Below are 22,098 nucleotides of genomic sequence, written 5' to 3' on the forward strand. Positions count from 1 at the left end.
TTATCACAGTCTGGATTCAACCACACCGATCCCAGCGGCCTCCGGCTTCCAGCTCCGGCATTTGATCAAAGCCGACAAGCGTCGGCAGGCTTTGGTGTGCCGTCCACGGCGGTCAGGATGATCGTGGGTCTGACATTACGGTGCTGATCGATGCATACGGATCTCAAATGTATCGACAAACGTCTGTCTGCTTTTCGACAGCGGCAGTCCAATGATGTCTCGCCTGGTCCAGTATGGCCACATGACCAGCCGTAGAGAATCGAGAATCGAAATCGACCGAGGTAATCCCCGGTATCTCACACGGCCCGAGAAGAGGGATGTTCGATGAGAGCAGGAACAATCGGTGGTCGGCGCCTAAGGTACCCCATTCTGGCCCTGGCCTTGGCCCTGCCGCTGCTGACCGTCGGCCAGCCGGCGCAGGCGGCTCCGCACGCCGACGGTGACAGCATTCGTCAGGTGGGCACGGCCGTCAGTGCCGAGGCGTGGGCGGCCGGCAGGCAGCGGCACGGCGCGCAGGTGACTGCCGACGCGGCGATCGAGGCGTACTGGACGCCCGAGCGGATGCGCAATGCCAGGCCCATCGAGGAGTCGCCCTCGTACAAGGCCGCGGCCCGGCGTTTCGCCCAGAGCGGGGGGACCTCGTCTGGTGCGCCGACCAACCGGTCCAAGCCGGTGGATGTGCCGCCGGTGGCGGGCCTGATGGGTATCCCGGGCATGTCCACGCAGGCCATCAACCCGAATCTCGGCTCCAACCACCCGACCGCCCGGTCCAACGGCAAGGTCTTCTTCAACATGGACGGCGGATCGTGGGTCTGCTCCGGCGCGGTCATCAACTCGGTAGGCTTCAACACGGTATGGACGGCTGGCCACTGCATCCACGGCGGCCCCGGCAGCAGTCTCGCCACCAACTGGTCGTTCGTCCCGGCGTACGACGATGACCTGGCCAACCCTCGGCCGCACGGCACCTGGACGGCCCGCGAGCTGTGGACCTGGAGCAGTTGGATCGACAGCTCCAACTGGGAGGCCGACATGGCCGTGGCCATCATGAACACCCGGAACGGCGTCCGCATCGTGAACCAGTTCGGGGGCCACGGCTTCCGTACGCACCAGGGCTTCACGGTCGGCATCAACAACTTCGGCTACCCGAGCGGCGCGCCGTTCGACGGCGGCAACCTTATGAGGTGCAGCGGCAACTCGACCCAGTCCGGGGCGCGGATCCGCATCAACTGCGACCTGACCGCAGGCGCCAGCGGCGGCCCGTGGTTGATCAACTGGGACGGGAACTGGGGCTACCTCAACGGGGTCAACAGCACGCTCAACTCGTACGCGGCACCGACCTTGTGGTGGTCACCCTATTTCGACGACACCGCGTCGGAGTTGTACAACTTCACCGCCCCTCGCTGACCGTTTTCCGGTGACAGATATCTCCTCCCGGTAGTGCGCCCTTGACCTGAGCGGGCCTTCTCCAATGGCAAATGATCGAACGACTGGTCGCCATTGGAGGGGGCCCGCGGCGTGTCGGACGAGCTACTCGCAAAGCGAGGTGGGGTCACTTTCTATGGCGGGGCATCGGTGTGATGCAGGGTGATCGCGTAGTCGGTTGACGGCTGCGCTGAGCCGGGCGATCCTCGCGGTGAGTGGCCTTTGTGGAGGCGGGTAGAGCGGGGGAGACCGCACCGGTGATCAGAGAGTTCTCTACGCCTCCGCAATGTTCGACACCCTGGACGCCGGGCTTGCCTGGACGGCCGAGCACCAAGTGACCGGGATCCGGACCGAGTACCCCGGCGGGGGCGCCTACGACGGCGCAGTCAGTGAAGGCCGCTTCACGCCATCGAAAGCGCACCACGGCATCCCGGACCACGTCGCCGCCTTCGGCCCCGGGTCACATCACATCCACCTGACCGACGGCGGTCGCGATCAACAGACAGACGCTCACGGCCGCTGACATCGTGCTTGGACACCGCCTGTGTCTGGGGGCAGCCCACATCGCTAATCGTCAACAAAGTGGTTGACCCAGGCGGGGAGTTGTGCAGGCGGGAGGAACGCCTGGAGGTCCTCGACGGTTTGAGCTGCCGTGCCTCTCACCTCGTAGGTGCTGCCGACGCTGATCGGTGTGTGGTCGCCGAGCAGGCCGCGCAGCAGTTCCAGGGTGGTGGCGTCGACCCGGCCGGCGTCACGGATTGAGGTTGGCCCACTGGGCCTGCGTGAGCAGGCCTCCATGTTCCATCCGGTGTGCGGCCTCGGTCTTCGTGGCGGCGTCCAGTGTCTCGGGCAGCTGCTTGAACGAGGTCGGCAGAACATCAAGTAGCGACACGACCTGCTGACCGTCGCGCACGGTCAACAACAGCAGGCACCGCCAGTGCGGCGAGAACTCAGGCCGGTGCGCGGCCCGATGCACCAGCACTGGCCGCAGATAGTGCACCGCCGCGAGGTCAGCGAACTCGACCAACCATCCGGCACCGTGGTTGCGGTTCAGCCCGCACGTGATCGCCTCCGCATCGAGTCGGATCAACTCCGGGGTGTCGACCGCCTTGACCGTACGCGGAACACCGGTGCTCACCGCATGAGTCTCCCACCGGAGACGACCCAACCACGCAGCGGGCCGGCCGCTCCTGCCGACCTCCGCCGCTCTGTCCCCAGGAAGGGTCCGCCACCGCGGGCCCTCTTGCCGGTCTGGACGATCGAGCGCATCCGTGCGCTCGGGGCGGTCACCGATGTCGCCACCACCGGCGGGATCTTCGGCATGTCCCGTAGCAGCGCCTACGAGTTGAGGGGCGGCTGCCGGTGCCGGTGTTGCGGGTCGGCCGTGTCAGGGTCCCATGGGGCTGGCATGAGGTGCCGGAGGTCGGTCCATCGGCCGGAGCGTCGGAGGCTGCCGACCAGTTCGACGGCGTCGATCGCGGTCTGGCTGGCCTCCCGCCCGGTGTAGAAGTCGGCGGGGATGGGGGTGTTGCGGTATCTCCGGTCGGCTCTGATCCGGAGTAGCTCGCGTGCTTTGCGAGGGAGGTCTCGTAGCGGGCCGCGTAGCTCCTTGGCGGAGACGTGTGCGGTGCCGTTCGCGTCGATGTCGACGATCACCTCGACGAGCGGGGTGCCGGCAGGCGTGGCGGTGAGGCCGGACAGTTCGAGAAGGGCGATACTCGCGTTCTGCTCCGCGTCGGCATGGTCGCCTTCGACGATGTGGAAGACCATGTCGGTCTGGCCGGTCCGGGTGGTCGCGACGACGGTCGAGGTGAGCGTGGGAATGGTGCGGTTGCGCTTCACGACCGTCGTGGTCCTGTCGGGCTGGGTCTGCACGCCGATTGTCATCGGGGTGACATCGAGGAGCAGGACGTCCTTGAGATGCCCGGTCAGGACGCCCGCCTCCAGGGCGGCGCCGGTGACGATGCCCTCGGGGATGAGGCCACGGTAGGCCTGCTTGCCGCGGGTGAGCCGGCGGAACATTCCCGCGATCGCGGGCATCCTGGTGGCGCCGCCGACCAGCACGATGTGGTCGAGGTCCGGCAGGGCCATCCCGGCGTCCGCGATGACCTGCTCGACCGGGCGGGCACAGCGTTCGAGGACATCCCGGGTGACAGCCTCGAACTCGTCCCTGCTGACCGTCTCGTCCACATGCAGTGGGCCGTCCGCGCCGGTGGTGAGGTACGGGAGCCGGACGTCGGCCACGACGGCGGACGACAGCTCGATCTTTGCGGCCTCGGCTGCTTCGAGCAGCCGGTGCTGCGCGGTGGGGGCGCCGGAGACGTCGACGCCGGATCGTTCGTGGATGCGGTGCGCCAGATGTTCGGCGAGGCGCCGGTCCCAGTCGTCGCCGCCGAGGTGGTTGTCACCCGATGTGGCCTTGACGTCGCAGATGCCTTCGGTGATCTCGACGAGCGACACGTCGAGGGTGCCGCCGCCGAGGTCGAAGATGAGCGCGGTGGCGTCGGCGGCGCGGTTGAGCCCGAAGGTCATCGCGGCGGCGGTCGGCTCAGTGATCATGCGGAGCACCCTGATCCCGGCGGCTTCGGCGGCCCTGACCAGTGCGGCCCGCTGAGGTCGCCGGAAGTACGCCGGAACTGTGAGGATCGCGCCGTGAAAGGGCCCGCCGAGGTACGCCTCGGCGTCCTCGCGAAGTTGGGCGAGGATGTGTTGCGCTACCTGTTCGGCGGTGAGCCGGAGGTCGCCGCGGGTGATGCTCCAGTCGGTGCCGAGCTTGACCTTGACCGAACGCACCGTGTGGTCCGGGTTGGCCAGTGCCTGTCGCTTGGCGGCCGCGCCGACCAGGATCCGGCTGTCCGCGCCGATGGCGACCAGGCTCGGCGTGGTCAGCGCCCCTTCCGGGTTCGGGATCAGGCGTACGTCGTCGCCCTCGAGAACGGCGATAGACGAGTTGGTGGTGCCGAAGTCGATCCCGACGGGCATGTCACCGGCCGCCCGGCGCGGAGGCGTCGGCCGGGCGGTCGGCCGGGCCGTGGGCAGGTCACCGAGGCCTCGCGCGTGCCACAGTTCGCGGGCCCGGCGGGCCACCTCGCGGTCCACGTCGACGACGAGGCCAAGCAACGCGGTGCGCGCGGCCTCACGGCTCTGCTCGCGGACACTGCCGAGGAGCCGCTCGACCAGATGCAGGCTGCCGATCCGTTTCCACGACTGGGGATCGGTCACGGCGCCGCGCATCTCCGCTAGCAGGTCGGTGTCGGCGTGGCGGGCACTGCGGGCCAGATAGATGGCGCCTTGGGCGCTGTCCACGCTCAGCGTCGGAGTTTGCCCAGGCACGCGCTGGCGGACCTGCTCGTGGACATATTCGTACAGCTCGTCGACGGAGATCAACCCGTCGCCGTCGAGGTCGGCCGACCCGTCTCGCAGGCCACGCACTACAGCGGAGGTGAAGACCGACGGCTGCGACCGGGCCCGGCTCGACCGGATGTTCTGCTCGCCCTCGTGCGCGTACTGCAGGGAGGTCGACGCCGTGAGCACCATCCGCCCGTTGCCCGCGAACGGTTCGGCGACGTCCACTGCGGGCGTCGACCCGGAGCGGCGCAGGGTGTTGATGGTGAACGCACCGCTGTAGCAGCAGTCCAGCATGAGCACGATACGGCGGCTGCGGCTCTGCGCCATCCGGTCGGCCACGAATTCGGCCGAGACAGCCGTGGAACCCGGGAAATCCCGCTCGGTGTCGCGCACCACGAAGTAGAGCCGGTTTCGCAAGTCCTTCCAGCCGTGCAGCGACAGATGCAGTAAGAGCAGGTCGTCGGACCGGGCGGTATCGAAGAACCCCTCCAGAGCGCGCATCACCGCGCGCTGCTCAGCGTCCACCAGCTGATCGACAGCGAAGTCGCCGATCGAAGGATCGGCCAACACCTCGGCCAGCGCCGCCGCGTCGGCCGTCGCCGCAGGGAGATCCTCGAAATGCTCATCCTCGTATCGGCTGTTGGCGATGACGAGCGCCCGATTGGTCATCTAACCGTCCGTGTGCCGGCGCAGGAAATCCTCGAGCGCCCGCTGCCGCATCGCATCCGACGCGCCGGTCAGCTCCAGCTCATCCGAGCCGATCTTCAGCCGGATCGTGCCCGAACGCCGGCGCGCCAGCCAGTCCTGCACCAGGCCGATCAACATGGGCAACGTCGCGCCGCTGCCACCCACCGCCACCAGCAGGGCACCCAGTTCCACACCACCGGTCGCCCGGGTGCCAGGCGGCGGCGGCCCCTCCGACACTCGCTCGATCTGGTCGAGATGGAGATTGCGCAGCTCGGCGATCAGGTACTGGAGGTCTTCCTCGACGTACTCCCGATCGTCATCGTCGCCCTCAAGCACCAGCAGGATCGATGCGCCATCCACGGACACCACAGCCTCCCACGTACGACACGTCGATCACACCAGACGGCAGTTCTCCGGAGCCGCCAGATTACCGACACACCCAGACAACGGGATCTTGCGTTGCCGCACCGGCAGCGGTCGGAACGTGCCCGCTTTCAGTTGGGCGCGCAGGTCGTTGCAGGAACCCCGGGACACCACATATTCCTCGACGTGGTCGACGGTCAGCCCGTCCACTCCGGAGGTGTGGGCGCCCGTACGGAGACCACCGACGGTGGCCCGACCACCCAATCCGACTGCGCCGTTGCCCTGGCCCTACCCCGTGTCGTAATCAGACGGGTTGTATGGCCGGTCGTAGAGATCCGGAAACGGATCGTGGTCGACCGACAGCGGCATCGGTGCCGCCCGCCGCAGTTGCATGACGGCATCGTCCGACACGCCGTGCACGCCGCCGGTCATGCTGACGTGCTCGAGCTTCGGCAGGCCGTAGAGCCCCGAGATGTCGGTGAGCGACGTGCACCGGTTGAGCGTGATCCGGCGGAGCTCTCGCATTCCCTCGAGGAAGTCGAGGTTCCAGATTCCCGCACCGCTGAGATCCAGCTCCTCGATCGACCGGCACTCCCGCAGGCCGGCTGCCGTCCTCAGGTTGGTGGCACCGGCGACACGCAGGTAGGCGAGGCTGGAGAGCGCGCCGAGCGGCGCTATCGAGTCCAGCTCCGCCGCGCCGTCGATGGCGAGGTGCCGCAGGTCGCGGAGCGAGGCCAGGCGGGAGAGGGCCGCTGTGGTCGTCTGGCCCGACAAGCGCACCAACGTCAGGCGCGGCGGCAGGTCCGGCAGCGTCGCGCCATCGGCCAGACGCAGCTCGATGCGGCGCAGCCCGATGCATGCGGCGATCGCCGCCGCGTCAGTGACGCCCTTGGCGGTGCGTGCCCGCAGGGTGCGCAGCTGCGGCAGGCCGGCGCAGATGTCGAGTGACCCGAGGTCGCAGTCCGTGACCGACAGCGTGGTGAGTGCCGGCAACCCGGCGATCATGGAGAAGTCGGTCACCTCGCCAGCACCGTCGACGCAGAGGACCCGCAGCCCGCGCGGCCCACCCACGGGCGAGAGGTCGACGATTTCTGGGCAGTCGATGAGGTACAGCTCGCGCAGCGCCGGCAGCTCGGCGATTGCGGAAACATCGGCGAGGTGCGGGTTGTGGCTGAGGTTCAGCCGCCGCAGCCGGCTCAGCGGTTCGATGCCGGTCGCGGACCGCAGGCTCGGCAGTCGCTGGGCGTCGAGATCGCGCAAGCCACGCAGCGGCGAGACCAACGACAGGTCGGGGCGGCCGAGGTCGGTCTCCAGCCGGGTCGACACCAGCGTGGGGACGGATGCGGCTGCGGTCACCTGGTCCTCCGTGCGTAGCGGCACCAGGAGTTGGGTGAGGTCGACGTTGCGCAGAACCTTGGCGGCGTAGGGGGAGGGTTCGAAGTAGCCCCAACTGTCCACGAACACCTGGGCGACCTCGTGCCCCCGCGGCGACTGGCTGTGTCGCGCGATCGTGATCAGCGACTCCGGTCCGCCGATGCGGGCTGCCGCGGAGACGCAGGCCTCGACTACCGCTGCCGACATGTCGTCGCGGACGTCGAGCCACGGGAGTAACGCTTCGCCGAGGCCGGGCAGCAGATCGGCTTCCGCCACCGAACGCGGCGGAAGCACCACCGACACCGCCGACCGTGCCGAGAGCGCCACCTCGGGGTCGACCTGCCCGGCGGCGGTGACGCACTCCGCTACCAGGAGCAGGATCTCACGGTATGAGGCGAGGTCAGGCTTGGCCGTCGCCAGCAGCCGCCGGACGAGCCGGGTCGCGAAGTCCCGCTGCCCGGCGGTGCCCGCGGCGAAGGCAACCACTCGGCGCCAGTCCGGGGACTCCACGTTGCGCAGGAGGCCGTCGACGTCGCCGCGGTAGCCGAACGCTCGGCCGGTCAGGAACTCCTGGATCGAACGATGTACAAAGTGGCCCTCGTTGCTGCCGACGCGCTGGAACACCACGCTCCGGTCGAGGAAGTGGTCGAGCACCTCACCGCCGGACATGCGGACGGCGACCATGCCCTTCAGTTCGTCGTCGAGCACCTCCAGTGCGGTTGGCTCGGTGATGTTGTCGATGATCCGCGCGTCGAACTCGCCGACGCCAAGCTCGATGAGCCGCGACAGCGGCCGCAGGCGGATCGTCGCCTTCGACCGGACGGTCATGAAGGCGGCGAGTGACTGCAGCAGCAGTAGCTTTTCCCGGGGTGCCAGCTGGAAGTCGCCCTGAGGCACCTTCTTGCCCCGCTCCCGCAGGTCGACGAGGGTCGTGACCACCTGGTCGTACAGGTCGACGCGGCTGTCGGGTGCCGCGCCGGAGAGCCGGTTGGCGTACAGGGCGCTCAGCATCGCGCTCAGCAGCGGGGTCTTGCTGAGGTCGATGACGTTGCGGTTGGTGCGCAGGTCGGCCAGTAGTTGGTCGCGACGGGCGACATACTTGGTCCGGTCCTCGGGCGAGCTCGCGCTGATCAGCGCCTTGAACCACCGGCGTACGCACTCCTGGGCCTCGTCCGGAGTCGTCTCAAGCAGGCTCAGCTGCTGGAACCCGCGTGCCGCGAAGCTCGCGTAGTCGATGTTGTCGGGCCGTGACGTGACGATGTAATGGGCGGCGGGATGGGTCGCGATGACCTTCTCCATCCACGCCATGGTCTCGGTGACGTCGTGCGGCGCCAGTTCATCGAGCCCGTCGAAGATGACGACCGCGCGGCCGGCGTCGAGCTTCTTCCGGATCCAGCTGACGAACTCCGCCTCGCCGCGGTGCGCCGAGGCCCGGACCATACTCGCGTACGACGGCAGGGCGCCGCGGCTATGGACGTGGCGCAGTTGGACGACGACCGGCACGCAGTCCTGCAGGTGCGACAGTGTCGCGGGGAGCCGCTGCTCGGCCAGGGTGATCGCGAGCCACTGGGTGATCGTCGTCTTGCCCGAGCCCGCGATGCCGGTGAGCAGGATGCGGACGCCATCGGGGCCGCTTGCCGCGGCCGCCTTGACCGCGCGGCCCAGCGTCGCGTCGACCTTCAAAGGGTCCCGATCGGCGCCCTTGGCGATTCCTTGGTGCTGGGACGACGGCGCGCGCGGCGGCGTCGAACGCAGCCGCATGTACGCGACGCGTACCGGCTGCCGGCGAAGCTCCGCCGGAAGATTGAGGCCGATCAACTCGGCGTACTTGTACTCCGTGATGATGTCCGTGCGGTATGCGGCCTCCAGCCGGCTCTCCTCCGGCAGCGTGTCGACGCGGTACTGGGGCAGGACGACGTTGCCGATCGCCGCCTCGAGCATGAAGTCGAGCTTGCGGGTGGTGATGTAGGTCTCCCAGGCCACCTCACTGTCGAATCCGGGCAGGTCGCGGACCATGCCGACGACATACGCGCACGCTTCGCGGAGAAAGATCTCGCCATACCGGACGGCGACGTCACCGAGCTGCGCCCGCCGCCACGCCTCCTGGGAGGTCGGGCGCAGCAGGCCGTAGAGGATCTCCTCGGTGACCGCATCCCGGACGAAGCCCTCCATCGTAGGATTCAGCGCCCTCAGCGCCGCGACGACGCCCTCGACCGCGAGGTCACGCTCGGCTTCGTCGAGCGACGGAAACTCGACCGCCTCGATCCGTTCGAGGCGCAGGGCGATGTGGTCTGCCGCCTCCTCAAGACGCCGGGGCAGGGCCCGGGCCGCCCGGCTGTTCTCGTCCAGGCCGGTGATGGCGGAGCTGATGTCGCGAATCGCGTCGATCCGATCGGCGGAACTCGGAAACAGCAGCTTGAACGCCGAAAAAACGATCGAGGTCGCGAGACCGTCCTGGCGCGGCTTGGTCACCGGCTCCCCCTCGCCGATCAAAGGACACTCTTCGTTGTATCAACCGGTCACCGAGCGGACAATCGGGCGATCGGGCCGTGGCCATGAACGGCAAGCCACCTGTTCGATACTCCTGCCGGCCTGCCCGCGAACCCGCTCGAAGGCTGGTGCGAGCGTGCTGTGGCGAAGGACGCACGTGGGGGCGTACGGGGGCGTACCGGGCACGCCGAATGTGGATATGGACCAAGATGTGGCAAGGGATGTCGAGAACGGCCTGGCGGCTTCGTCTCGGAAGCGAGCGCGGCCACTGTCGCGATACGACACCCGGGAGGTCCGGCATGATCCAGCGGATGGACAACGTCCTCATCGTTGTCGACGATCTTGATGCTGTCATTTCGTTCTTCGTCGAGCTTGGCATGGAGCTGGAGGGCAAGGGGCCGATCGAGGGTCGTTGGGTGGAGCGTGTGATCGGAGTCGATGACGTCCGGCAGGACGTCGCGATGCTGCGTACCCCGGACGGCCACGGTCGAGTCGAGCTGGCGAGATTCCACACGCCGCAGCCGATCAGCCCCGAGCCGAAGGATGCGCCGGCGAACACGCTGGGCATTCGTCGCATCATGTTCGCCGTCGACGACATCGAGAACGTCGTTACCCGCCTGCGCGCCCACGGCGCCGAACTCGTCGGCGAGCTGGCGCAGTACGAGGACAGGTATCGGCTCTGCTACGTCCGAGGGCCCGAGGGCATCCTCGTCGGACTGGCCGAACAGCTCCGCTGAAACGACCGCGGTCCTCAATCTTCAGGTTGGAAGATCACATCCACGCTCATGCGGCGATCGGCGGGTCGCCCTTGCTGGTCCTTCGCGCCGTGGTCCGAGCTGAACCTCCGCAACGACTGGTGAAGATCAGCATAGGATCTCTGCGTGCTGGGAGTGCACTTCGCGATCACGCCGGAGCAGGAGCGGTCGCTGCTCGCGGCCGCCGATGACGGCGACGGCGACGCGGTGGACGAACTCATCGAGGAGATCGAGGAGTCGTGGGCCGAGGACGGCCTGAAGGTCGACACCGACAAGGCATGGGACGCCATCCACCGGTGCCTGACCGACGGCACCCTCGAACCCGACGGTGGTGAGTATCCGTTCGGCCATGCGGTGCTCGGCGGGCGCCGGCTGCACGACGAGTACGTCGTGGTCTACCTCACCGTGGACGAGGCCCGGGACGTGGCCGCCGCTCTGCGGTACGTCGACCGAGGCCAGCTGCGCCGGCGGTTCGACGCCATCGACGACCCCGACTATCGCGGTGCCCTCGACGACGCCGACTTCGACTACACCTGGGACAACCTGGTCGAGGTTCGGGCGTTCTACCAGCGGGCTGCGGCCGCGGGGCGTGCCGTGGTCTTCACCGCCACCTGAACTGGGTACTGAGCTGCCGCCAAAGCGGATGCTGAGGAGCCCGATCCCATGGAGACTTCCGTAGCTGGTCGGGGAAGAGCCGTCATGCCGCCCACCCTGCCCGATCCGCCGCTCGGTCCGTTACTGATCGGTCGCTATCGGTACGCCGCCGAGTTCGGCGAGCACACGCTGCCTCAAGATCTCGTACTGCTCACGGCATCGTCGAGGGGCGCCCGGTGGCCGTTGCTGCACCTGACCGCCGACGATGACCTCTTCCTGCCGGAACTGGTCCGCCGTCAGATCCACGTCCTGACCGTCGGGTAGCCGATTCCAGTAGTGGTGACCAATCTTGGCGTCCCGCACGAAGACTTCGCCGAGGATCAGCTCTCCACCGAGCAGTTCCTGGACGATCAGCGCAGTCACTCCGCACTGACCCCGAGCGGGGTTGTCTGGCCGCCAATCCTGCAGGTCGTGCGGGTCGCAGGTGTCCGCTCCCCAGCTCGCCCGAAGTATGGGGCGTAGTACCTCCAGGTCGAGCATCCGAGGACCTCCAAGCTCGTCAAACATACGTAGGACGTTTCCGTGAAGGGTGGGCCCTCGACCGGATCGAGAGTCAAGGGAAGATCTCGGCCGGATCGTTCGACAGCATGGAAGAGCACCCCAGCGGGATCCCGCTGGCTGCAGCGGATGGATCCTTAGCAGAGCGGAGCGCTGATGATCACGGGATACGACACGGTCCTCATCACGGCCGCGCCGGTCGACGCTGGCATTCGAGTGATGCTGGACGATCTGCACGGCAGATGGCCGAACATGTTGGTCGCTTTGGGCGGGGACCACGTCGGGCCCTTTCTGCCGTGGGAGACGACGCGGGCGCAGGTACCGGCTGGCGCAGGTGAGGTGTACGTCGCGCGGGATGCGGAGATGGAGCGGCGCTGGGACGATCTCGGGTACTCCCTCATGGAGCAAGCCGAGGGACCGTTCGCAGTGCTCTACCAGTCCGCCAGCCAGCCGGCGGTCGAGATTCAGCTGAATGAAGATCCCTACGAACGAAGAGGACTCGGCTTCGAGCCCTACCCGGCGACGTTGGTCACCGCTGGGTTGTCGCTGGTCACTCTCGTTACGCCGGACGCGGACGGCACCTTCAGCCAAGGTCTGCTCAACGCGCTCAGACAGGCGCTGGTCAGTCAGGCACGCGGCTGATCCTTCCGCTGCTACCTTTCGCTGAGCATCCTCATCAACCGCGATCAGGTGCGGCGCGGTCGCCAGGACCGCTTGATCAGGTGGCGCTCGTGCCGCGAGTCTGCGCGCTGGCCTGCCGAGCGGCCGTCACGGTCTTGCCGCTGCTCGGGCACTTCGTCGGCGGTGAAGTCCGTTCTGGTGTCGATGGGGCCGACGTGGCGGTACGACTTCTCCCAGTGGGGCGCACCGCCGCGAGAACTGCTCGCGGACGCGGGTCTCTTGGCAAAATGACCCGCATGACGTCAGGTCTCGCCTACCGTCGCGCGCCTGCCGCTGACGTCGGGAGCGCGCGGCTGGGCACCGGGTCGGCCATCGTCGTCTCCGCACGCCCGGGCCCGGCGAGGGCGCGGTGACCGGTCAGCGGCGTCGTTATCGTCACGTGGCCCGCCTGTACGACCTGATCTCGCTGGAGTGGCCTGTCTATCGAGCGGGTCGGGCGGCGGGCGTCGCGACGGCTGATCTGCGGCCTGGGGGACGGGTGCTGGACGTCGGCTGCGGGACGGGACTGACCATCCCCCTCGCCCGGGCCGCGGTGGGATCCGGCGGCACGGTGGTCGGCGTCGACGCCAGCGCGCAGATGCTGGGGCAGGCGCGCTCGCGGGTCGAGCGTGGTGGTTGGCGAAACGTCGACCTTGTTCTCGCGGACGCGGCGCGCCTGCCAGCGGCGCTGCGGTCCGGTGCGGCGTTCGACGCGGTGTTGTTCATGTACGCGCTCAGCGTCATCGGCGACTGGCGACCGGCGTGGCAGCAGGCGGTCGGCCTGCTGCGGCCCGGCGGACGGATGACGGTGGTCGACCTGGCCCTGCCGGCGGGTCGCTGGCGGATCCTGTCGCCGGCCGCGTGGCTGGCCTGCCGGGTTGGCGGGTCAGACCCTCACCGGCACCCGTGGACGCTGCTGGACAGCGGCTTCACCGACGTCACGCACGAGGTGATGCGCGGTGGGCACGTGCACGTGGTCTCCGGCACGCGAGCCGCCGGGCTTACCGGTCGGTGACGAGTTGCCGTACGGGGGTGCTGGCCGGTGCGCCGCCGGGTAGCGTCGCGGCGTGATCGACAATTGGCCGCGACCCACCCGGCCGGCGGTGAGGTGCTCATGACCGACCTGGATCTGTTGGTGCTCGGCGGCGGTACCGCCGGCCTGGTCTCCGCCGTGATCGCCGGCGGGCTCGGGGCGCGGGTCGCGCTGATCGAACGGGACCGCACCGGCGGTGAGTGCCTGTGGACCGGGTGTGTGCCGAGCAAGACGTTGATCGAGGCGGCCGACCTGGCGCACCGGATGCGCCGCGCCGACCGGGTCGGCCTGACCCCGGTGGAGCCGGACATCAACCTGACGGGCGTGATGGCGCACGTGCGAGCGGCCCAGGAGGCGATCGCACCGCATGACGCACCGGAACGGGTCCGCGCGGCCGGAGCCGAGGTCATCACGGACGAGGCCGTCTTCGTCGGTCCTCGGCGGGTGCGGCTGGCCTCCGACGGCCGGGAGGTGACGGCGCGGTGTGTGCTGGTGGCGACCGGATCGCAGCCGCAGCTGCCGCCGGTGCCGGGGCTGGCGGCGGCCGGCCCGCTGACCAGTGACACCGTCTGGGACCTGCAGGCTCTGCCGCCGCGGCTGCTGGTGCTCGGCGGCGGGCCGGTCGGCTGCGAACTCGGTCAGGCGTTCGCCCGTCTCGGCAGCGCGGTGACGCTGGTGGAGCGGGCGTCGCGGCTACTGCCCCGCGAAGATCCTGAGGTCGGGCAGCTGATCGCCGACCGGTTACGTGACGAGGGCGTCGACGTGCGTACCGGCACACAGGTGACCGAGGTGGCCGCCGCCGACCCGTGGCGGGCGCTACTGACCGGGGACCAGCCGGGGCCGGTCGGTTTCGACCGGATCCTCGTCGCGGGCGGGCGACGGCCGCGCACCGCCGAGCTGGGCCTGGGAGCTGCCGGCGTGGCCGTCACCGACCAGGGTGCGGTCCGGGTGGACAGCCGGATGCGGACCACCGCCCCGGGTGTGTACGCCGCCGGCGACGTCACCGGCGTGCTGCCCTTCACCCATGTCGCCGCCCACCAGGCGGGCACGGCCACACTCAACGCGTTGTTCTGGCTGCCGAGCCACGTTCGCTACCTGCCGATGCCGTACGTGACCTTCACCGACCCCGAGGTCGCCCGGGTCGGCCTGCGCGCCGCGCAGGCCCGCCACCGGTGGGGCGACCGCGCCATCATCACCCGCCTCGACCTGACCGAGGTGGACCGGGCGGTGGCCGCCGGACGCACCGACGGGTGGGCGCAACTGGTCGCCGACCCGCGGGGGCGGCTGGTCGGCGCCACCGTGGTGGCGCCCGCCGCGGGTGAGGTCATCGGTGAACTGGCCGCGATGGTCGCCCGCCGCGGCCGGCTCACCGACCTGTACCGCACCGTGCACCCTTACCCGACGTATGCGCTTGCCGCTGTCGACGCCGTGGGTGAGCACCTGCAGGCGCGGCTGCTGACCCCGGCCACCCGCCGGCTGACCCGGCCACTGCTGGCCGCGCTGCGCACCGCCGCCCGTACCACATGAAGCCGCGGCGCGACCCGCAGGCGATCGCCCGCGCGGCCGGCCGGGTCCGGCGCATCCTGGTGCCCTACCACCGCGCTCGGGTCATCGGCATCGAACACGTCCCGTCCGGTCCGGCGCTGTACGTCGCCAACCACAACGGCGGTTTCTACACCGGCGACACCTACCTGTTCGCCGCAGCCGTGCACCACGCGCGGGGACTGGCCGACACACCGTGGGTGCTCACCCACGACCTCGGGCTGGCGCTGCTCGGGCGCTGGCTACGACCACTCGGCGCCGTTCCCGCCGATTTCGCCACCGCCGTGGCGTTGCTCACGAAGGGCGACAAGGTCCTCGTCTACCCGGGCGGCGACGCCGACGGCGCCCGCCGCTGGACCGACCGACACCAGGTGATCTTCGACGGTCGCGTCGGCCACGCGCGCCTCGCGGTCGCCTGCGGCGTGCCGGTCGTCCCGGTCGCCGCAGCCGGCGCGCACAACACCGCCATGGTCCTGTACGACGGCGCCGCCGTGGCCCGGCTGCTGCGCACCCGACGGTGGCTGCGTCTCGCACGGTGGCCGCTGCTGCTCAGCCTGCCATGGGGCCTGACGTTTCTCCCCGCGGTGCCCTACCTGCCACTGCCGGCCCGGATCACCGTCACTGTCGGTCCGCCCATCCACTTCGAACGGCACGGCCCGGAGGCCGCCGCCGACGACGAGTACGTCGCCCGGTGCGCCGCTCGGGTGCGCGACACTGTGCAGGCGCTCCTCGACGGCTCGGCCAACGAGGCTCGCCGATGACGGTGGCGGCCGTCACCTGCGAGTGTGGCGACTCCGGCGCGGCAATCGTGTCCAGCGTGGCGGACCCATCCTCATGCCCGGTCGTCCGACGAACGGTCAGGCCCCGCCGGGCGAGCGACGGCCCGGCGGGCAGGTAGCTGATGCCGACGCCGCAGAGTGATCCCTGCGGCCAGGGCGAGCAGTACCAGCACCGCCACCGCGACCGTCCACGGACCCAGCTCTGCCAGCCAGGTGCTGACCGCTGTCTGGACGGTGCCGGCCGCTTCGATGATCGGGTCGTCCACAGCACCGCGACCGGAGAAAGCTCGGACCTCGTACCAGCCGTACCAGGCCACGTACCCGCCGGTGACCACCAGCAGCAGCCCGGCGACCCGCCCGAGCAGGGAGTAAGCCCGGCGGGCGCGGCGCACCAGCGACTCACGGGCCAGCGCGACGGCCAGCGCGGCCGCCCCCACCGCAAGCCCCATACCGAAGGCGTACGCCACGAACAGGGCGACGCCGGACAGGGCGGATCCGGCGCGGAAAGCGGTGACCACGACGGCGAGGAACGGGCCGATGGTGCATCCGAGCGAAGCGATCGCGTACGCCGCACCGAACAGCACCATCGAGCCGAAGCGCCGGCGGACCGCCGGCCCGGTGGCCAGTTTCGGCGCGAAGGTGGGCAACTGGCGCCCCGCCAGTAGCCAGCCACCGGCAGCCGCCAGGGCGAGCCCGATGAGGATCGACACCCAGGGCAGGTGACGGGCGACTGCGTCCGCCGCAGGGGCGGCGAGCAGCCCGAACGCGCCGAACACCGCGACGAACCCGAGCGTCATGGCACCGGTCAACGCGACCGCCCGACCGACGGACGCGAGCGCGTCCCGTTCGGCTGACGGCTCGTCACCCAGCACCAGCATCGACAGGTACGCAGGCAGCAGCGCGAAGCCACAGGGGTTGACCGCAGCCAACAGCCCGGCACCGACGGCGAGGCCGTACGGGGTGTCTGTCATGGTCAGCTCAGCCCGGCGACCCGCTTGCGCAGGTCCTGCTGCGACAGTGGTCCCGAGTGCACGACAGTGCCGGCGGAGTCGAGCAGCACGTACTGCTCCTGACTGGTCACCTCGAAACGGCGCCATACCTGACCGTCGTCGTCGGCCAGGTTGGGAAAGCGCTCGATGCCGGTCTGCTTCGCGAAGCTTCTCATCGCCTCGTCGCCGCTGCCGAGCCCGGCAACGCCGATCACGTTGACCCGGCCCGCGTTGTCCCGCTGCACGGCGGCGACCTGGTCGGCCACCGCGCGGCACCGGCTACACCAGGCCGCCCAGAACCACAACACCGCCGGCTTGCCGGCGAGGCTGCTACCCGCGAAGTTCTCACCGTCGATCGTCCGGGCATCGAACGAGAGCGCCTGCGGGACCGTCGTTTCCGCCCCGCTGCTCGCCGTCGGCGCGGCGGGATCCGAGGGTGTCGGCTGAGCCGCCGCGCTCGGCCCGGCGGTCGTGCTCTTCGGGTCGGCGGGTGGCTCCGTGCCACCGCAGGCGGTCAGGGCGAGGACGGCCGCGGTAAGGGCGGCGACGGCGGGGGCGGTACGGATGCCGGGCATGACCGGATGCTAGCCCGGCAACCGGCTCGGGCGGCCTTACGAGATCCTTACGGGCGGCGTACGCGGCGGAACTGCTCGTCGTCGAGCCGACTGGGCGGCGAGGCGGCGCTCCCGGTGGCCCGCGGCCGACCGCAGGTTTGTCCATCCCTGACCGAGTTCTTACCGTCGTCGTACCTTCGCGTCGTAGCGTCTGCCGGGTGACTGATCGGGAGGCGGTGGCGCACCTGTTGCGTCGGGCGACGTTCGGGCCGACGGCCGAGGAGGTGGACGCGGCCGAACGGGACGGCTTCGTCCGTACCCTCGATCGGCTGCTCGCGCCGGAGGGCCCGGATCGTGGCGCGGCGGCCACCCCGGTGCCGGTCCTCGGGCCGGACCCGGCGGCTCAACTCGATCGCGGCGCGCCCCGGGAGCAGCGGCAGCGGGCCAACCGGCAGCGCCGGGAGCAGGTGACCCGGCTGCTCGACTGGTGGCTGGCACGGATGGTGGCCGCCGAGCACCAGTTGACCGAGAAGCTGCTGTTCTTCTGGCACGGGCACTGGGCGACCAGCGCGCAGAAGGTTCGCTCCGCCGGGTTGATGCAGCGGCAGTTGGAAACCCTGCGCCGGCTCGGGCCCGGACCGCTGCCTCCGCTGGTGGACGCGATGGTGCGCGACCCGGCCCTGATCCTGTGGCTCGACGGGCAGCGCAACACCCGCAAGGCTCCGAACGAGAACCTCGCCCGGGAGCTGATGGAGCTGTTCACTCTCGGCGTCGGCGGCGGCTACACCGAGACGGACGTGCGGGAGGGCGCCCGGGCACTGACCGGCTGGGCGGTCGACCGCCGAACCGCGGTGGTGCGGTTCGAGCCGCGCCGGCACGACACCGGGCCGAAGACGATCCTCGGCGTCACCGCCCCCTTCGACGCCCGGTCCTACGCCCGGCTGCTGACCGACCAGCCGGAGACGCTGCGGTTCGTGGCCGGCCGGCTCTGGTTCCGGTTCGCCGGTGCGCACCTGCCGCCCCCGGACGGTCTGACCGATGTCGACACACTGGCGATGCTGCGCCGCATCTTCACCGCGCCGGACTTCGCACAGACCCGGGAGACCCTCGTCAAGCAGCCCGTCGAGTGGGCGGTGGGCGCGATGCGGCAGCTCGGGATCCGCCCGGCGGACCTGTCGGAGCAGCGTCGCCGGCAACTCGTGGGCGGCCTGAACGCGCTGGAGCAGGTGCCGCTGCGCCCGCCCAGCGTCGGCGGCTGGCCGGCCGGGACTGCCTGGCTGACCACGTCGTCGGCGCAGGCCCGGATCCGTGCCGCTGAGCACCTTGCCCGTGCCACGGCACCGGCGGTGCTGTCCCGGCTCGCGGCGGCACCGCGCGACGACCGACCGGAGGTGCTGGCCCGGCTGCTCGTGGTCGACCGGTGGAGCGAGCGCACCCGGCGGGCCCTGGCCCCGATGGCCGGTGAACCACGGCGACTGATCGTCGCCGGACTGGTCAGCCCCGAGTACACGGTCAGCTGAAGGAGGACGGCGTGGACATCCTGACCCGGCGGCGGTTCCTGGTGGCCAGCGGCGTAGCCGGCGCGGTAGCCCTGGCGGCCGGAGCCACCACCCACCGGCTGGAGGACCTGTTCGCCACCGCCGGCGACCGGGATCCGGACTCCCGCACGCTGGTGCTGGTCACCCTGTACGGCGGCAACGACGGCCTGAACACCGTCGTCCCGTACGCGGACCCGGCCTACCACGACGCCCGCCCCGAGCTGGCGTACGCGGCGGAGGAGGTCAGACACCTCGACGGCGAGGTGGGGTTGAACCCGGCGCTGGCCGGGTTGCACACGCTCTACGGCGAAGGTCGGCTCGCGGTGGTGCGTGGCGTCGGCTACCCGAAGCCCGACCGCAGCCACTTCCGGTCGATGGACATCTGGCACACCGCCGAGCCCGAGCGGCCCGGTGCCACCGGGTGGGTGGGCCGCTGGCTGGACCACACCAGCGGAGACCCCCGGCTCGCCGTCTCCTTCGAGCCGACGCTGCCTCCGCTGCTGGCCGGCGAACGGTCGGCGGGTGCCTCGGTGCTGGTGAGCGGGCGTGCGGCCGCTCGTGGTCTGCCGGATTCGGCGCTGGCTGCGCTGGCGGTGGACCAGGCGGGGGAGTCGGCGGCCCGGGCGCGCGCGGCGGCCTGCTTCGCCGACCTGCGCGCCGTCGACCAGATGATCCGCGATGTTCGCGACGTGGCAGTGGACGAGGAGAGCGACCAGGACGCGGAGACGGCTCCGGCGACCGCGACCGGAGGCGCCCGAACCCCACTGGACGCGCAGCTGGACCTGGTCGCCCAGTGCATCGAGGCCGGTGTCACCACTCGCGTGTTCTCGGTGTCACTCGGCGGTTTCGACACCCACGCCGACGAGAGGCAACTGCAGGAGGTGCTGCTCGGGCAGCTCGACCGGGCGCTGACCCGGTTCACCGACCGGATGGCGCACACCGACGCGGGCCGGAAGGTGGTCACCGCCGTCTACTCCGAGTTCGGCCGCAGGGTCCGGGCCAACGGCTGCGACGGCACCGACCACGGCACCGCCTCGAACCTGTTCCTCCTCGGCACCGGGGTGCGCGGCGGCCTGTACGGAGAAGCGCCCAGCCTGACCGACCTCGACCGCGGTGACCTGAAGTTCACCATCGACTTCCGCGACGTCTACGCCACCTTGCTCGAGTCGGTGCTGGACAGCGACCCGGCCGTGGTCCTGCACGGCTGGCGCGGGCGGATGGCCGGCATCCTGTGAGCCACTCGGCCGACCCACGCGCCATCAGGGTCGACCGGTTCCTCGTACCGGTCCGGTCTTGCGGGTGCGCCACCAGACGATGGCGGTGATGACGATGATGGCGGCGGTGGGGACGAGCTGGTAGGGCGAGCCGACTCCGTCCGAGCGGTCCTGCGTCGCAGTGCCGAGGTCGACCCGCAGTGCGGTGGCCAGCACGAGAGTGAACGTGTTGAGCACGGCGTGGAGCATGACGGAGATCTCGAGACCGCCGGTACGCCAGGTGATGATGGCCAGTCCGGTCCAGAGCACGAAGTACCAGACGATGAGGTACGGATCGGTCGCGCCGTGGAGAGCTGTGAAGAGCACGCTCGTGACCAGCACCCCGGCCACCAACCCGGTACGGGGGCTTCGGGTCCAGCTTCCGACGACCCGGAAGACCAGCCCGCGTACGCCGTATTCCTCGCCCGCCGATTGGAGTGGGGTGAGCAACATCGTGGCGAGAAAGATCGCGATGAGGTCGTGCTGCGACCAAGCGGATTCCTCGACGGGCTGGAGGGCGCCGAGGGTGTTGACGACCAGCCAGGCCGGGCCGAAGATGACCAGCGATCTCCCGAGCAGGCCGAAGCGGAACCGGGATGTCACGGAGTGCAGGGACGCACCGGGCACGCCGTAGAGCCACCGCTGGATGAGCATGCTCCACGGAATGAGCAAGGCGAGCGAGATCATCGAACTGGCGTGGTAGAGCGGTGTGTAGTCCGTGCCGCCCAGGATCGGCGGGGTCGCGCCCGTCGGGGCGTCGATGAGCGCGGCCGCCCGGCCGAGAACGGTGGGGAAGATGACGAGCCCTGCCGCCAGAAGGACGATCGCGAGGATTCCGCGGCCGACGCGGCGTTTGTCGCCGGCAAGCACCCGGTGGTACTCCACTCCGGCCATCGTGGGCGATTCGCTGCGGTCCGGGGTGCGAGGCCGGTTCGCTTGGGTCGAGGTCATGGGACTTCCTTCGGGGAGGTCACTTTCCGGCCTGGTCGACAAAGCCGTGGCGCAGCCGCAGGGCCCGTTCGGTGCTTGCCAGGATGGCCCCGACGGCGAGGGTGAAGTTGAGCCAGATCGGCAGGTGAACGGGCGATTCGAGATGTCCGGTGCGCTCGGCGATCGCGGGGATCTGCGAGATCGGCTCGGCGAGTTGCAGTACGTTCAGTCCTGCTCCGAAGAGCAGAACCAGCACGGAGAGGAAACCGACCGAGAGACTCAGCGTCTGGTGGTCGCGTGCCATGCGGGCACGGCGGCCTTCGGCGGTCCTCGGATCGGGGATCAGTGGGTGTGCCGCGCCGGCGTCGGTGACGTGGTGGCAGCGCTTGATCCCGAAGGCGCTGACGGCCACCTCGATGGTGCCGTCCTCGATCGGGAACGCCGCCGGAAGCTTCGACTCGGCGAGGTGTCTGCCGTCGAGGTACAGGTGTGCCCTCGTCTTGCCGCTGCCCGTGTCGGCCCGGTACGGAAGGTCGACCGCGTACACCGTCTGCCGGCCGTCCGGGTGGGTCGACGGCAGGTAGAACAGTGCTCGGACGGGCAGCTGCCACCAGCGCACGGGTTTCAGCCGTCGGCCGTCTCCGGCCTCGATGCGCGCGACTGCTCTCCGTCGCCGCAGGCAGTTCGAGACGCTCTTGCACCGCCCAGGAATCGAGGCGTCCGGCGAGGTCGGGTAGCTGCCGTCGGCTCGGGGTCGGCGGGGGATCGCCACCGGCGTCTATCGTGGATCGCCATGGCGACGTAGTGCTCAACCAGGAGTGCGCCAGATGCTGATCAGGATACGCGCTGCGACTTTACTGTGGTGGGCAGCTCGGAACGGGTTCTTTCGTCAGCTCGCGCCGCCCCGACGCGTCGCGGCCGCTGATCGCGCGGTGGCGTTGTTACGGCGGTCGCCGACCTCAGCGTCACCCGGGCTGGCCCGAGCGCTGACCGTTCACGGCCAGTGTCTGCTACGCGCTGGGCGGGCGGCCGAGGCAGAGACAGCCGGACGCGAAGCCTCGGCCAGGTACGGCGAGGCGGGTGGGCTGGGACGCGCCGACGCGCACCACTTGTTGGCTCAGGCCCTGGAGCGCCTGGGCCGTTTGGACGACGCTCGTGTGGCCGCGGAGCTTGCCGTCGCGGGTTACCGCACACCGCCCGGGCTCAGGTCCGTGCGACTGACCGGGCGC

19 protein-coding genes and 1 pseudogene are annotated in these 22,098 nt (G+C 69.9%); 10 read left to right on the forward strand and 10 right to left on the reverse strand.

Going from position 1 to position 22,098, the window contains the following annotated elements; all coding sequences use genetic code 11:
- Positions 1-324: 324 nt before the first annotated feature.
- Together V5O40_RS02125 and V5O40_RS02130 are read left to right on the forward strand one after the other, a co-directional pair.
- On the forward strand, positions 325-1,404 hold the full coding sequence (locus V5O40_RS02125) for a trypsin-like serine peptidase (RefSeq protein WP_332903849.1): 1,080 nt from the start codon (positions 325-327) through the stop codon (positions 1,402-1,404).
- A gap of 301 nt (positions 1,405-1,705) precedes the next feature.
- Positions 1,706-1,945, forward strand: a pseudogene (locus V5O40_RS02130) (DUF7710 domain-containing protein); the annotation flags it as partial.
- A gap of 228 nt (positions 1,946-2,173) precedes the next feature.
- Here the strand turns inward: V5O40_RS02130 and V5O40_RS02135 are convergent.
- The 5 genes from V5O40_RS02135 to V5O40_RS02155 all read right to left on the reverse strand — a co-directional run bounded on the left by V5O40_RS02135 (position 2,174) and on the right by V5O40_RS02155 (position 9,666).
- On the reverse strand, positions 2,174-2,560 hold the full coding sequence (locus V5O40_RS02135) for a hypothetical protein (RefSeq protein ID WP_332903851.1): 387 nt from the start codon (positions 2,558-2,560) through the stop codon (positions 2,174-2,176).
- A 200-nt stretch (positions 2,561-2,760) separates the two neighbouring features.
- On the reverse strand, positions 2,761-5,439 hold the full coding sequence (locus V5O40_RS02140) for a caspase, EACC1-associated type (RefSeq protein WP_332903852.1): 2,679 nt from the start codon (positions 5,437-5,439) through the stop codon (positions 2,761-2,763).
- Positions 5,440-5,823 carry an effector-associated constant component EACC1 gene (locus V5O40_RS02145; RefSeq protein ID WP_332903853.1) on the reverse strand — a complete coding sequence of 128 codons (384 nt, stop codon included), beginning with the start codon at positions 5,821-5,823 and terminating at the stop codon, positions 5,440-5,442.
- A 27-nt stretch (positions 5,824-5,850) separates the two neighbouring features.
- Positions 5,851-6,030, reverse strand: a complete 180-nt coding sequence (locus V5O40_RS02150; protein WP_332903854.1) for a hypothetical protein — start codon at positions 6,028-6,030, stop codon at positions 5,851-5,853.
- Positions 6,031-6,108: 78 nt separating this feature from the next.
- Positions 6,109-9,666 carry an NACHT N-terminal Helical domain 1-containing protein gene (locus V5O40_RS02155; protein ID WP_332903855.1) on the reverse strand — a complete coding sequence of 1,186 codons (3,558 nt, stop codon included), beginning with the start codon at positions 9,664-9,666 and terminating at the stop codon, positions 6,109-6,111.
- A gap of 317 nt (positions 9,667-9,983) precedes the next feature.
- Here V5O40_RS02155 and V5O40_RS02160 point away from each other — a divergent pair, with 317 nt between their 5' ends.
- Together V5O40_RS02160 and V5O40_RS02165 are read left to right on the forward strand one after the other, a co-directional pair.
- A complete protein-coding gene (locus tag V5O40_RS02160) occupies positions 9,984-10,421 on the forward strand; it encodes a VOC family protein (RefSeq protein WP_332903856.1) in 438 nt (145 codons plus the stop codon).
- 144 nt (positions 10,422-10,565) lie between these two features.
- Positions 10,566-11,054, forward strand: coding sequence for a DUF1877 family protein (locus V5O40_RS02165; protein ID WP_332903857.1), 489 nt, complete (start codon positions 10,566-10,568; stop codon positions 11,052-11,054).
- 120 nt (positions 11,055-11,174) lie between these two features.
- Here the strand turns inward: V5O40_RS02165 and V5O40_RS02170 are convergent, their stop codons facing one another.
- Positions 11,175-11,573, reverse strand: a complete 399-nt coding sequence (locus tag V5O40_RS02170) for a YunG family protein (protein WP_332903858.1) — start codon at positions 11,571-11,573, stop codon at positions 11,175-11,177.
- Positions 11,574-11,747: 174 nt separating this feature from the next.
- Between V5O40_RS02170 and V5O40_RS02175 the strand changes: the two genes are divergently transcribed.
- The 4 genes from V5O40_RS02175 (at position 11,748) to V5O40_RS02190 (ending at position 15,587) form a co-directional block, all read left to right on the forward strand.
- Positions 11,748-12,233: a hypothetical protein gene (locus V5O40_RS02175; RefSeq protein ID WP_332903859.1), complete on the forward strand. Its 486-nt coding sequence runs from the start codon at positions 11,748-11,750 to the stop codon at positions 12,231-12,233.
- A gap of 418 nt (positions 12,234-12,651) precedes the next feature.
- Positions 12,652-13,266, forward strand: a complete 615-nt coding sequence (locus V5O40_RS02180; protein ID WP_332903860.1) for a class I SAM-dependent methyltransferase — start codon at positions 12,652-12,654, stop codon at positions 13,264-13,266.
- A gap of 99 nt (positions 13,267-13,365) precedes the next feature.
- Complete coding sequence (locus V5O40_RS02185) at positions 13,366-14,811, forward strand: dihydrolipoyl dehydrogenase family protein (RefSeq protein ID WP_332903861.1); 1,446 nt, start codon at positions 13,366-13,368, stop codon at positions 14,809-14,811.
- Positions 14,808-15,587: a 1-acyl-sn-glycerol-3-phosphate acyltransferase gene (locus V5O40_RS02190; protein ID WP_332903862.1), complete on the forward strand. Its 780-nt coding sequence runs from the start codon at positions 14,808-14,810 to the stop codon at positions 15,585-15,587. Before V5O40_RS02185 ends, V5O40_RS02190 begins: the two co-directional genes overlap by 4 nt.
- A gap of 71 nt (positions 15,588-15,658) precedes the next feature.
- On the opposite strand, the gene V5O40_RS02195 is transcribed toward V5O40_RS02190, so the two are convergent.
- The gene (locus V5O40_RS02195; protein ID WP_332903863.1) at positions 15,659-16,576 is read right to left on the reverse strand and encodes a cytochrome c biogenesis CcdA family protein; all 918 of its coding nucleotides are present in this window, start codon (positions 16,574-16,576) and stop codon (positions 15,659-15,661) included.
- Between the two features lie 2 nt (positions 16,577-16,578).
- Entirely contained in the window at positions 16,579-17,169 is a 591-nt protein-coding gene (locus V5O40_RS02200) for a redoxin domain-containing protein (protein ID WP_332903864.1), read from the reverse strand.
- Between the two features lie 197 nt (positions 17,170-17,366).
- Here V5O40_RS02200 and V5O40_RS02205 point away from each other — a divergent pair, with 197 nt between their 5' ends.
- Together V5O40_RS02205 and V5O40_RS02210 are read left to right on the forward strand one after the other, a co-directional pair.
- Positions 17,367-18,668 (forward strand): DUF1800 domain-containing protein, encoded by a 1,302-nt coding sequence (locus V5O40_RS02205; RefSeq protein ID WP_332903865.1) that lies wholly within the window; start codon positions 17,367-17,369, stop codon positions 18,666-18,668.
- Positions 18,669-18,679: 11 nt separating this feature from the next.
- Complete coding sequence (locus V5O40_RS02210; RefSeq protein WP_332903866.1) at positions 18,680-19,921, forward strand: DUF1501 domain-containing protein; 1,242 nt, start codon at positions 18,680-18,682, stop codon at positions 19,919-19,921.
- A 24-nt stretch (positions 19,922-19,945) separates the two neighbouring features.
- Here the strand turns inward: V5O40_RS02210 and V5O40_RS02215 are convergent, their stop codons facing one another.
- Positions 19,946-20,890 (reverse strand): CPBP family intramembrane glutamic endopeptidase, encoded by a 945-nt coding sequence (locus tag V5O40_RS02215; protein ID WP_332903867.1) that lies wholly within the window; start codon positions 20,888-20,890, stop codon positions 19,946-19,948.
- 19 nt (positions 20,891-20,909) lie between these two features.
- A complete protein-coding gene (locus V5O40_RS02220) occupies positions 20,910-21,641 on the reverse strand; it encodes a hypothetical protein (protein ID WP_332903868.1) in 732 nt (243 codons plus the stop codon).
- Positions 21,642-22,098: the final 457 nt, after the last annotated feature.

It is taken from the genome of Micromonospora palythoicola (assembly GCF_036689795.1).
Lineage (GTDB): Bacteria > Actinomycetota > Actinomycetes > Mycobacteriales > Micromonosporaceae > Micromonospora > Micromonospora palythoicola.